The sequence below is a fragment of the Burkholderia sp. WAC0059 genome (genome assembly GCF_002870125.1).
GTDB lineage: Bacteria > Pseudomonadota > Gammaproteobacteria > Burkholderiales > Burkholderiaceae > Paraburkholderia.
Genome location: NZ_PNEO01000018.1, coordinates 48,127 through 59,916, shown reverse-complemented (window position 1 = coordinate 59,916; position 11,790 = coordinate 48,127). Strand labels below are relative to the sequence as shown.

General features: G+C 64.6%; 12 protein-coding genes. 4 read left to right on the top strand and 8 right to left on the bottom strand.

The features are described 5' to 3' along the window. Positions 1–13 precede the first annotated feature (13 nt). On the bottom strand, positions 14–544 hold the full coding sequence (locus CY652_RS18225; RefSeq protein WP_102132115.1) for a chromate transporter: 531 nt from the start codon (positions 542–544) through the stop codon (positions 14–16). Then, positions 541–1,152, bottom strand: a complete 612-nt coding sequence (locus tag CY652_RS18220; RefSeq protein ID WP_102132114.1) for a chromate transporter — start codon at positions 1,150–1,152, stop codon at positions 541–543. The genes CY652_RS18225 and CY652_RS18220 overlap by 4 nt, the downstream gene beginning before the upstream one ends. A gap of 93 nt (positions 1,153–1,245) precedes the next feature. Between CY652_RS18220 and CY652_RS18215 the strand changes: the two genes are divergently transcribed. Continuing rightward, positions 1,246–2,178 carry a transcriptional regulator GcvA gene (locus CY652_RS18215; RefSeq protein ID WP_102132113.1) on the top strand — a complete coding sequence of 311 codons (933 nt, stop codon included), beginning with the start codon at positions 1,246–1,248 and terminating at the stop codon, positions 2,176–2,178. Positions 2,179–2,229: 51 nt separating this feature from the next. Here CY652_RS18215 and CY652_RS18210 read toward each other — a convergent pair whose 3' ends face one another. Next, positions 2,230–2,976, bottom strand: coding sequence for a TIGR00730 family Rossman fold protein (locus tag CY652_RS18210; RefSeq protein ID WP_102132112.1), 747 nt, complete (start codon positions 2,974–2,976; stop codon positions 2,230–2,232). Position 2,977: 1 nt separating this feature from the next. On the opposite strand from CY652_RS18210, the gene polA reads away from it, so the two are divergent. Beyond that, on the top strand, positions 2,978–5,767 hold the full coding sequence (gene polA, locus CY652_RS18205; protein WP_102132111.1) for a DNA polymerase I: 2,790 nt from the start codon (positions 2,978–2,980) through the stop codon (positions 5,765–5,767). Between the two features lie 76 nt (positions 5,768–5,843). On the opposite strand, the gene CY652_RS18200 is transcribed toward polA, so the two are convergent. Continuing rightward, positions 5,844–6,713, bottom strand: a complete 870-nt coding sequence (locus CY652_RS18200; protein ID WP_102132110.1) for a sulfurtransferase — start codon at positions 6,711–6,713, stop codon at positions 5,844–5,846. Positions 6,714–6,864: 151 nt separating this feature from the next. Then, positions 6,865–7,305: a nuclear transport factor 2 family protein gene (locus CY652_RS18195; protein WP_219723764.1), complete on the bottom strand. Its 441-nt coding sequence runs from the start codon at positions 7,303–7,305 to the stop codon at positions 6,865–6,867. 60 nt (positions 7,306–7,365) lie between these two features. Between CY652_RS18195 and CY652_RS18190 the strand changes: the two genes are divergently transcribed. Then, on the top strand, positions 7,366–7,983 hold the full coding sequence (locus CY652_RS18190) for a TetR-like C-terminal domain-containing protein (protein WP_219723762.1): 618 nt from the start codon (positions 7,366–7,368) through the stop codon (positions 7,981–7,983). 117 nt (positions 7,984–8,100) lie between these two features. Here the strand turns inward: CY652_RS18190 and CY652_RS18185 are convergent, their stop codons facing one another. Both CY652_RS18185 and CY652_RS18180 read right to left on the bottom strand, forming a co-directional pair. Beyond that, a complete protein-coding gene (locus CY652_RS18185; protein ID WP_102132109.1) occupies positions 8,101–8,445 on the bottom strand; it encodes a hypothetical protein in 345 nt (114 codons plus the stop codon). A 132-nt stretch (positions 8,446–8,577) separates the two neighbouring features. Further along, positions 8,578–9,489 (bottom strand): AraC family transcriptional regulator, encoded by a 912-nt coding sequence (locus tag CY652_RS18180; protein ID WP_102132108.1) that lies wholly within the window; start codon positions 9,487–9,489, stop codon positions 8,578–8,580. A 158-nt stretch (positions 9,490–9,647) separates the two neighbouring features. On the opposite strand from CY652_RS18180, the gene CY652_RS18175 reads away from it, so the two are divergent. Continuing rightward, a complete protein-coding gene (locus CY652_RS18175) occupies positions 9,648–10,481 on the top strand; it encodes an oxidoreductase (protein WP_102132107.1) in 834 nt (277 codons plus the stop codon). A 154-nt stretch (positions 10,482–10,635) separates the two neighbouring features. On the opposite strand, the gene CY652_RS18170 is transcribed toward CY652_RS18175, so the two are convergent. Then, positions 10,636–11,742, bottom strand: a complete 1,107-nt coding sequence (locus CY652_RS18170; RefSeq protein ID WP_102132106.1) for an aromatic ring-hydroxylating oxygenase subunit alpha — start codon at positions 11,740–11,742, stop codon at positions 10,636–10,638. Positions 11,743–11,790: the final 48 nt, after the last annotated feature.

Here is an 11,790-nt window from a genome sequence, read left to right as displayed (position 1 = left end):
TTTTCCCCTCGGTTCAACCCTGCCCGAACCCCGTCAGCCCGATCAGGCTGCCGGCGCCGAGCAGCCACAGCGGGTGGATCTTCGTCCTGAACGCGAGCACGGCGCAGACGCCGGTGATGGCCCAGGCGATCCAGTTCGGGTCCGACGCCTTCGCGATCAGCACCGCGCTCGCGGCGACTAGCCCGGCCGTGACGGGCACGAGCCCTTTCTGGGCGATGCGGCGCCAGGGCCGGTCCTTGAAGCGGTCCCACGCGTGCATGACGAGGACCGTCACGATCGACGACGGCCCGAACTTGGCGATCGACGTGACGAGCATGCCGGCCCAGCCGGCCACGTGCCAGCCGATCAGCGTGACGATCATCATGTTCGGTCCGGGGGCCGCCTGCGCGAGCGCGAACAGCGCGCTGAACTCGCGCGCGGGCATCCAGTGATGCACGTCGACGACCTGGCGCTGCATTTCCGGAAGGATCGTGTTGCCGCCGCCGAACGCGAGCAGCGAAAGCTGGCTGAAGATGAGGGCGAGCGCGACGAGCGTGGCATTCATCGTGCGGCCCTCGCGGCGAAGGCGATGCCGAGCGGCGTGAGCACGAGCATCGTGGGCAGGAGCGGCAGACGCAGAACGGCGATGGCGACGAACCCGAGCACGGCGACGAATGCCGCGGTCGGCTCGCGCAGCAGCGGGCGCAGGATCCTGAGCGCCATCGAGATCAGCAGTCCCGCCGCCGCCGCGGCGAGACCGACGAACAGGTGGCGCACGTGCGGGTCGTCCTGGGTGTGCTCGTAGAGCACGCCGAGACCGATCACGACGAGCGACGGGCCGGCGATGAAGCCGAGGATGCTCGCGAACGCGCCGCGCCAGCCCTGGAAGCGCATGCCGAGCGCCACCGACAGGTTGATGACGTTGCCGCCGGGCAGGAACTGGCAGAGACCGAGCAGGTCCGTGAAATCGGCCGAGTCGAGCCAGCGGTGCTGCTCGACGATGGCGCGCCGCGCGAGCGGCAGTGCGCCGCCGAACGATGTGAGGCCGAGCCCGAGAAAGCCGAGAAACAGCTCGCGCACGGTGGGCGTATGCAACGGGGGTTCGGCACGGGCGTCGGTCGACGCGGGGACAGCCGTCTGCGCGGCCGTGGGCGGGGGAGCATCCTGTCTCATGGTCAGCCTCTTGTGAAGCTGCGAGCGTAACGCCGATCGCATGTTCTGCAAAACGATTTTTACGGCGCTGGCTTGTGATCTAGAATCACAAGCATGGCCCGTCGACTCCCCCCGTTTCCCGCCCTGCGCGCCTTTGAAGCCGCGGCGCGGCACAACAGTTTCACCGCCGCCGCGGCGGAGCTTCATGTGACGCATGGTGCAATCAGCCGCCAGGTGGCCGCGTTCGAGGCGTGGCTCGGCGTGCTGGTGTTTCGCCGGATCGGCAAGCGCGTGAGCCTGACCGACGACGGACGCCGCTATCTCGCCACCGTGCAGGCCGCGTTCGACAGCATCGCGCTCGCCACCGACCAGTTGCGCGACACGGCCGTGCACGTGCTGCGCGTCAACGCGCTGCCGACCTTCGCGATGAAATGGCTGTTGCCGCGCCTGAGCCGGTTTCAGCGGATGGTGCCGAACGTCGAGTTGCGCCTGTCCACCTCGAATGCGCCGGTCGAGTCGCTCGAAGGGTTCGACGTCGCGGTGCGGCGCGGGCCGCCGAGCTGGCCCGACTGCGAGAGCGGTTACTTTCTCGACGAAATGGAAGTGCCGGTGTGTAGCCCGGCGCTATTGCAGCGCACGCCGATTCACACGGCCGACGATCTCGCCCGTCACGTGCTGCTCTACTCGGATACGCGTCCCGACGCGTGGCGCAACTGGCTCGCGGCCGCGGACGTGAAGGCGAAATGCCGGAAGCGGCAGTCGTTCGATCACGTGTATCTGGTTCTGCAGGCGGCCGTCGACGGTCTCGGCGTCGCGCTCGGGCCGTTGCCGCTGCTCGACGACGAACTGGCGTCGGGACGGCTCGTGGCGCCGCTCGACGGGCCGTACATCGATGCGCGCGGCTACTGGTGGGTGGCGCGGCGCGAAGTGGCCGACGCGCCGCTCGTCGCGCAGTTTTGCCGCTGGCTCGAAGCGGAAGCGAAGCAGCATCGCGAACGGGACCAGTGGACGATCCGGCACGCGGGACAGGAGGATGCGAACGCCTGAGCGACGACGATGACGGCGCGATGCGTTCCTCGCGCCGTCATCGTCGCATCGTCACAGATAGAACATCTGGTCTTCGTCGGAGCGCGGCGCCGGTTGCGGCTCGCCCTCGCCGCGATCCTCGTAGAACGCCAGCACGGCTTCGAGCACGCGCTCGGGTTCGTCGATCACCTGCATCAGGTCCATGTCTTCCGGATTGATGAGGCCCATCGGCACGAGCGACTGGCGGAACCAGTCGAGCAGGCCGCGCCAGAATTCCGCGCCGACGAGAATGATCGGCACGTGGCGCGATTTTTTCGTCTGGATCAGCGTCAGCACTTCGCCGAGTTCGTCGAGCGTGCCGAAGCCGCCCGGCATCACGATTACCGCATCCGAATTCTTGACGAACGTAACCTTGCGCGTGAAGAAGTGGCGAAAGCGCAGCGAGATGTCCTGCCACTGGTTGCCCGACTGCTCGTGCGGCAACTCGATGTTCAGGCCGACCGACGGCGACTTGCCTTCGTGCGCGCCCTGATTGGCCGCTTCCATGATGCCGGGGCCGCCGCCGGAGATGACCGCGAAGCCCGCGTCGGACAGCTTGCGCGCGATCTGCTTGGCGAGCTGGTAGTACTTCGAATCGGGTTTCAGACGCGCGGAACCGTAGATGCTGACGGCCGGACGGATCTCGGACAGGTACTCGGTGGCCTCGATAAACTCTGCCATAATCGTGAACATCTGCCACGATGCGCGTGCCTTCTTGGCCGTCGCGCGTTCTTGATCTGCGAGCGAACGCAGACTCGGAATCAATTTTCTCTTGTCCATAATGCCTGAAGAACTTCGCGTGGAAACTAAGCAGCAAACTGCGCTGGAAGGTAAGACCCTGCTCCTGGTCGACGGTTCGAGTTATCTGTATCGGGCCTACCATGCGATGCCGGATTTGCGCGGACCGGACGGCGAACCGACCGGGGCGCTTTACGGCATGATCAACATGCTGCGCCGCATGCGCAAGGAAGTTACGGCAGAGTATAGCGCGTGCGTGTTCGACGCGAAGGGCAAGACGTTCCGCGACGAGTGGTACCCCGAATACAAGGCGCACCGGCCCTCGATGCCCGAACCGCTGGCCGCGCAGATCGAGCCGATCCACGTCGCCGTGCGCGCGCTCGGCTGGCCGCTCCTGATGATCGAAGGCGTGGAGGCCGACGACGTGATCGGCACGCTCGCGCGCGAAGCCGAGCGGCGCGGTATGAAGGTGATCGTCTCGACGGGCGACAAGGATCTCGCGCAGCTCGTCACCGGAAGCATCACGCTCATCAACACGATGACCAACGAGACGCTCGATTGCGACGGCGTGCTGGCGAAGTTCGGCGTGCCGCCCGGACGCATCGTCGATTATCTGTCGCTCGTCGGCGATACGGTCGACAACGTGCCGGGCGTCAACAAGTGCGGACCGAAGACGGCCGTGAAGTGGCTCGCGCAGTACGGCACGCTCGACGGCGTCGTCGAGCACGCCGACGAGATCAAGGGCGCTGTGGGCAGTTATTTGCGCGAGGCGCTCGATTTCCTGCCGATGGCGAAGAAGCTCGTGACCGTCGAGACGACCTGCGATCTCTCGCAGCACGTCGAGTCGATCGAGGGCACGCTCGGCACGCGGCCCGAGGCGCGCGAGGAGTTGCGCGACATCTTCGCGCGACACGGCTTCAAGACCTGGCTGCGCGAGCTGAACGAGGCCGGCGCGTCGGACGCCGCGGGTCCGGCGCCGGGCGCGGCGGACGGCGACGCGGTGGAGCCCGCGCCGCGAATCGACGGCCCGCGCCATTACGAAACTATCCAGACCTGGGCGCAGTTCGACGCATGGCTCGCGAAGATCGGCGCCGCGCCGCTTACCGCCTTCGATACCGAAACGACCTCGCTCGATGCGATGGTCGCGCAGCTCGTCGGCCTGTCGTTCTCGGTGGAGCCGGGGCATGCCGCGTATCTGCCCGTCGCGCATCGCGGTCCCGACACGCCGGAGCAGTTGCCGCGCGACGAGGTGCTCGAGCGTCTCAGGCCGTGGCTCGAAAGCGAATCGCACAAGAAGGTCGGCCAGCATCTGAAATACGACGAGCAGGTACTGGCGAACTACGGCATCGCGCTGAACGGCATCGAGCACGACACGCTGCTCGAATCGTACGTGCTCGAATCGCATCGCAGTCACGACATGGACAGCCTCGCGCTGCGCCATCTCGGCATCAAGACGATCAAGTACGAGGAGGTGGCGGGCAAGGGCGCGCAGCAGATCGGCTTCGACGAGGTCGCGCTCGAACAGGCCGCCGAATACGCGGCCGAAGATGCCGACGTGACGCTGCAACTGCACGAGGCCCTGTATCCGCAGATCGCGCAGGAGTCGAAGCTCGACTACGTGTATCGCAGTATCGAACTGCCGACCGCGCGCGTGCTGCGCAGGATGGAGCGCAACGGTGTGCTCGTCGATACCGGGCGGCTGCGCGAGCAGAGCAGCGAGATCGCGACGCGGCTCGTCGAGCTCGAGCGCCAGGCTTACGAGCTGGCCGGCGGCGAATTCAATCTCGGGTCGCCCAAGCAGATCGGCCAGATTTTCTTCGAGAAGCTGCAACTGCCCGTGGTCAAGAAGACGCCGGGTGGCGCGCCCTCGACCGACGAGGAGGTGCTGCAAAAGCTCGCCGAGGATTACCCGCTGCCGAAGGTGCTGCTCGAACACCGCGGCCTCGCCAAGCTCAAGTCCACCTACACCGACAAGCTGCCGCGCATGGTGAACCCGGAGACGGGCCGCGTGCACACGAACTACGCGCAGGCCGTGGCCGTTACGGGGCGGCTCGCGTCGAACGAACCGAATCTGCAGAACATCCCGGTGCGCACGGCCGAGGGCCGCCGGATTCGCGAGGCGTTCATCGCGCCGCCGGGCCACAAGATCGTGTCGGCCGACTACTCGCAGATCGAACTGCGCATCATGGCCCATATTTCGGGCGACGAGCAGTTGCTCAAGGCGTTCGCGCACGGCGACGACATCCACCGTGCGACGGCGGCCGAGGTGTTCGGCGTCACGCCGCTCGAAGTGAACGCGGACCAGCGGCGCATCGCGAAGGTCATCAATTTCGGCCTCATCTACGGCATGAGCGCGTTCGGGCTTGCCTCGAACCTCGGCATTACGCGCGACGCGGCCAAGCTTTACATCGACCGCTACTTCACGCGCTATCCGGGCGTCGCGCGCTACATGGACGAAACGCGCGAGAAGGCCCGTTCGCTCGGTTACGTCGAGACCGTATTCGGTCGCCGCCTGTGGCTGCCGGAAATCAACGGGGGCAACGGTCCGCGCCGCCAGGCCGCCGAGCGCGCGGCAATCAACGCGCCGATGCAGGGTACGGCGGCGGACCTCATCAAGCTTTCGATGATCGCGGTGCAGAACTGGCTCGACGAGTCGGGCGTCGCCTCGAAGATGATCATGCAGGTGCACGACGAACTCGTGCTCGAAGTGCCCGACGACGAGTTGGCCGAAGTGCGCAAGCGGCTGCCCGAACGGATGGGCTCGGTGGCGAAGCTCAAGGTGCCGCTCGTTGCGGAAGTCGGCGCGGGAACGAACTGGGAAGAGGCGCACTGACGCGCTTCGGGTGGGTCGCCCGCCGTCCGCCGGCGGCCCGTGCTGTGGCCCGGCGCCGTGCCTTCAGTTCAGGACGTCAGGGATTGGGGCCCGTGGCCACGGGCCGGGCCGGATTCGCGCACCATTCGCTCCACGAGCCAGGATAAAGCGCCGCGCCGTGCAGGCCGGCAATTTCCATGGCGAGCGCGTTGTGGCATGCCGTGACGCCCGAGCCGCATTGCAGCACGACGTGCTCGGGCGCGGTGCCGGACAGCACGGCGCCGAATTCGTCGCGCAGCGTGTGCGCGGACTTGAAGCGGCCGTCGGCGCCGAGGTTGTCCTTGAAGAAGCGGTTCAGCGCGCCCGGAATGTGGCCGCCGACCGGATCGATCGTCTCGTTCTCGCCGCGATAGCGGTCCGCCGCGCGGGCGTCGACCACCACGCGCTCGCGTGTCGCGAGGTTGCGTTCCACGGCCGGGGCGTCGACGGTGACCTGCAGCGGCGCGCGCGCCCTGAAATTGCCGCGCGATGCGGCCGGCGTGTCCTGCGCGAGCGGCAGGCCGGCGGCCTGCCAGGCTTGCAGGCCGCCGTCGAGCACGGCCACCGAATCGTGACCGAGCCAGCGCAGCAGCCACCACAGACGCGCCGCATACGAGCCGCCCTGCGCGTCGTAGGCGACGACCTGCTGGCTTTCGTCGAGCCCGCGCGCGGCGAGCGTTGCGACGAGCGTCGCGCGGTCGGGCAGCGGGTGGCGTCCGGTGGTGCCCGTCTTCGGGCCGGACAGGTCGCGGTCGAGATGCAGATAATGCGCGCCGGGCAGATGGCCGGCGGCGTAGGCCGTTTCGCCCACGGTGGGGTCCGCGAGGTCGAAGCGGCAGTCGAATACGAGCACGCTGCCGGGCGCGGCGGCGAGCCGTTCGTCGAGATTGGCCGCCGAAATCAGCGTGGTGTAGTGCGTGTGGGGCATGGCGTCTCCTGATGCGTGCCGTGCCGGCAGTGCGCCGGCTCGATGCCGCCCAGTCTAAACAAAAAAACGGGCCGAAGCCGGTCTTTCTCGTGACGCCGCCGGGCAGTCCGCCTGCCGCCTCGTTTCACCTCACCTTGCGTGAACTTCGTGCTCAGCTCGCGATAAGCGATTCGACGAATGGGCGGCCTTTGAGCGTTCTGAGAACCTCGATCGGGTTCCAGTAGTCCCTGTAATGAACGATGTGGCCGTCGCGGACCCGGATTACCGAGATATAGCGTTGCTCGTAGGGTTCGCCCGTCTCCTGGCCGCGCCCGAAGCCCGCGAACTCGAGGATGAAAACGCCGGTCTCGCCGGTCTCGTGCCTGGCGACGTCGGAGACGCTGCCGAACTCGATCACGCTCGCCAGAAACTCGAGATGGGCGGCAAGCGCTTGACGTCCCTCGACACGCTGAGGCACCCCTGGCGGAGCGTAGGGGAATTCCATCACGCCGTCCTCGGCGAACATCTGGACGAACGTTTCCGCCCCTGGTTCGAGGTGCTCGCCCAGGGTTCGGCGCAGCATGGCCGAGAAGCTTTTCACGGTATCCATCATGAGCTAATCTCCTAAATTCGTCGGAACGCATCCGTTCCGACGAATTTAGGAGGTTTTGCGATGGAACGCAATCGTTCCGACGAAAATATTTTCGTCCCACGGCGCCCGAGCGGCGCCGCGGTGATGCAGGGCGACGTGACGGATGCCCTGACCCGCGCGTTTTTCGAAGAATGGGCGCGCGTCGGTTACGCGGCGCTCAGTCTCGAACGCGTGGCGAAGAACGCCGGCGCCGGAAAAGCCGCGCTCTACCGGCGGTGGCCTTCGAAGGTCGCCATGGCGAGCGACCTGCTGTCGAAGGTCGGCCTGACCCTCACCGAGCTTCCGGACAGGGGGTCGCTCGAGGCGGACCTGCTGGCCTTCCTGCATTCTTTGCGGCGCGTCTTGCGTCATCGCATCATCCGGCGCGTCGTTCTCGACCTTCATGCCGAAACGGGCCGCGAACCGGCATTGAAAGCGGCGATCCTGCCGTTCCAGGAGGCGAGGCGCAACCGCGCGAAGACGCTGATCGATCGCGCCGTCGCGCGGGGCGAAGTGCCCGCAACCGTCGACCGCGAGACGGCGGCCGACTTCATGGTTTCGGCGCTTTACTGGCGTCTTGCCGTCATCGGAGGGCATTCGGACGGCCGGCATCTCGAAACGATTGCGCGGATGGCGGCGGCGGCGATCTCGGTGGCCTGATTCGATTGCGCCGTGATGGGCGGTCGATGGTCGCGGTTTGCCTGGTGGCTGCGAACGCAGTGGCCGTCGAGGCGGCATCGCGTGCACTCGAGGCTATTCGCCGTCAACTCAACTCCTTCAGAGCGCGTCGTGACAGAGCATCATCATTCTCTGCACCATTGTGCTTGACGTGTTGAGTTCCAGTTCGCTGGAAAATAGCGCTTGCACACTCGAGAGCCGAACCGCGACTCCCGCCTCCAGTAAGTCGTTGCGGGCAATTTTCAACGCAAGCTGGCCAATCCGGACTCGGTCGAGCCAGTGCATCTTGAGCCGGTTCTTCTTTAGCCACTGGCGGCAGCACTCAACAACGTGGTCCACACGCCAGTCGTCCGTCAATGCATATGACGCTGCTGCAATGGCGACGAGGAAGCACAGCAGGTCGGGACGTACGCTTTCAGGTTCAGTAAATTCTGGTTTGACCATGTCACTGGCTGCCTATTGTGATTGCCTGACCTTACCCCGTCGCGTACATCGCGCACAAGTTAGGCGGCTGGCTGGTTTTAGGTTGATGCAATTGCCGGGGGCGCCGGTGGCCCGAGGGGATTATCGGCCCCCTCAATGCGACGATACGTATTCAGCACCGGCATGGGGTGCCGGAATTGCAAAACTTTCGCGCATTCGTTTCGTCTCGGCAGCGGGCGTCAGACCGAAGAGGCGTTTGAATTCCCTGTTGAACTGCGAGGGACTCGCATACCCCACTGCATGGCAGGCAGCTTCCGCCGTCATATCCTGGCGGACCATCAGCAGCCGCGCCTGATGCAGACGTGCAGATTTGAGGTATTGCATCGGAGACGTGTGCGTAATCGTCTTGAAGTGCGCGTGGAAGGTTGGAACGCTCATGCCGGCTTCACTGGCCAGTGTCGCAAGGTCGAGTTGTTGGGCATAACTCGAGTGGATGCGGCGAAGCGCCTTTCCTATCCTGCCAAACTGTCCCCGCATCCCCAATGCGGCGCGCATCGCATTACCTTGTGCGCCAGTCAGCACCCGAAAGTAAATCTCACGCAGTAGTGCGGGACCCAGGACTGACGCATCGAGCGGTCGACCCATCGCTTCAAGGAAGCGCAGTACGGAGGTTTGAAGAGCTGCATCCATCGGGCTCGAAATCATGCTTTTCGGCGCGTCTTCATGCGCTGTCGTTTCATGGTGGTCTATCTGGACCATCAGCTCGACGGCCAGTTGGAAGTCAAGGTGCAGATAAATGGCCAGCAGGGGATGCTCAGGCGTGGCATCGGTCTCCATCGTGAACGGCACGGGCACGGACACCGCCAGGTAGTGCTGCTCGTCGTACAGGTAGAGCTGGTCGCCGAAGTAACCGCGCTTGCGCCCCTGGCAGACAATCACGATGCCCGGGTCGTACAGCACAGGCGTGAACGCCAGGGGGCGGTCGGAACGGAGGATGCGCACGCCTGGCAGCATCGTCAGGTTGTACCCCTCTTCCGGAGCCAGCGCGCGAAGCAGGGTGACCATGCGTTGCTGGTCGGCACTAGACAGATTTCGATGAGAGTTAGTCCCGAGGGGAGCGCGAGTCGTCATAGAAATAGGCAATAAATTTCTATTAATTGGCCTGAAAGTGGCGATAAGTGGAGAATATTATGCTCTCTATTGAACTTCAGGGAGTGGCTTGAATGGCATCAGTCAAGACTTTGCTCATCACCGGCGTCAGCAGTGGTTTCGGCCGCGCACTGGCTCACGAAGCGCTCGCAGCAGGTCATCGTGTCGTCGGCACGGTTCGCAGCGAGCAGGCGAAGCACGAATTTGAGGCAGTTGCGCCGGACAGCGCATTCGGCCGGGTGCTTGATGTGACCGACTTCGGGGCTATTGATGGCGTGGTGGCCGGTGTGGAAGCACACGTCGGACCGGTCGACGTGCTGGTCAACAACGCCGGCTATGGCCACGAAGGAGTGATGGAGGAGTCGTCTCTCGCCGAGATGCGCCGGCAGTTCGACGTCAATGTGTTCGGCGCGGTAGCCATGATGAAGGCTGTCCTGCCGTACATGCGTGAACGCCGACGAGGACACATCCTGAATATCACATCGATGGGCGGCTTCATCACGATGCCCGGTATCACTTACTACTGTGGCAGCAAGTTTGCATTGGAAGGAATTTCCGGGGCGCTCGGCAAGGAGGTGAAGCCATTCGGCATTGCGATAACGGCCGTGGCGCCAGGCTCGTTTCGCACCGACTGGGCCGGTCGCTCAATGAGCCGGACGCCGCGCTCCATCCCGGACTACGACGCCGTGTTTGACCCGGTGCGAAGTGCCCGCGAAGAGAAAAACGGCAAGCAACTGGGGGACCCGGTGAAGGCAGCGCGGGCCATGCTTGCAGCAATTGCTGCTGACCAGCCGCCAGCACATCTGCTGCTGGGTAGCGATGCGCTTAGCCTGGTGCGCGCGAAGCTGTCGGACCTGTCCGATGAAATTGCGGCATGGGAAGCCGTCACGCGTTCGACGGACGGCTGACGCTTCCCGGATGTCGAGCCCCGGGTAGATTGAAAGAACAACGGCCACCCTATTGAGGTGGCCGTTGTTCTTGGCTGGTAGCGTTCACCTGGGCGTCAGCAGCCCTTTGTTCTTGTTATGCGCTCGTCCACAATCTTGCGTTCTTGCACGCTTTCTAGATTGCCCCGAGCTCCCGCCGCAGGAATTCGTGGAAGTGCTGCATGCCGTCTTCCATCGGGCTCTGGTACGGCCCGACCTGCGATTCGCCGCGCTCGAACAATGCGCGCCGGCCCGCATCCATGCGCTCGGCGATCTCGTCGTCCTCGACCGCGGTCTCCATGTAGGCGGCCCGTTCGGCCTCGACGAACTCGCGTTCGAACAGCACGATTTCCTCGGGGTAGTAGAACTCGACGATGTTCGTCGTCTTCTGCGTGCCGCGCGGAATCAGCCACGACACCACGAGCACGTGCGGATACCACTCGATCATCAGGTTCGGGTAGTACACCATCCAGATGGCGCCGAACTCGGGCGACACGCCGTTGCGAAAGCGCAGCACCTCGTCGTGCCACTTCCGGTAGGTAGGGCTGCCGGGCTTGCCGAGGTGGTTGTGCACGCCGACCGTCTGCACGCTGTACCACTCGCCGAATTCCCACGTCAGGTCGTCGCACGACACGAAATTGCCGAGGCCCGGATGGAACGGCACCACGTGATAGTCTTCCAGATAGACCTCGATGAAGGTCTTCCAGTTGTAGTTGCACTCGTGAATCTCGACGTGATCGAACATGTAGTCCGAGAAGTCGAGATGCTTTGCCGGCCCGAGGCGCGCGAGGTCGCGTGCGACCTCGCGGCCGCCGGTTTCGAACAGCAGGCCCTGCCAGCTTTGCAGCGGCGTGGCATTGAGGTTCAGGCACGGCTTGTCGGCGAAGTGCGGTGCGCCGAGCAACTGGCCGCTCAGGTCGTAGGTCCAGCGGTGCAGCGGGCAGACGATGTTGTCGGCCTGGCCGCGGCCGTTCAGCATGATGGCCTGGCGGTGGCGGCAAACGTTGGAGAGCAGTTCGATTTGCGACTGCGGGTTGCGCACCAGGACGCGACCCTCGTTCTCGCCGGGCAGGGCAAAATAATTGCCCGCCTCGGGCACCATCAGTTCGTGCCCGACGTAACGCGGGCCGTGCTGGAAAAGCGTTTCGATTTCGCGCGCAAGAAGCGCTTCGTCAAAGTAAGCCGTGACTGGCAACTGACTGTGAACGGACTTCAGCTGCAATGCATTGCTCAGATTGGACATTCCCACTCCCGATGAAGACGTGAAAGCAGTGAACAACCCAACCATCGA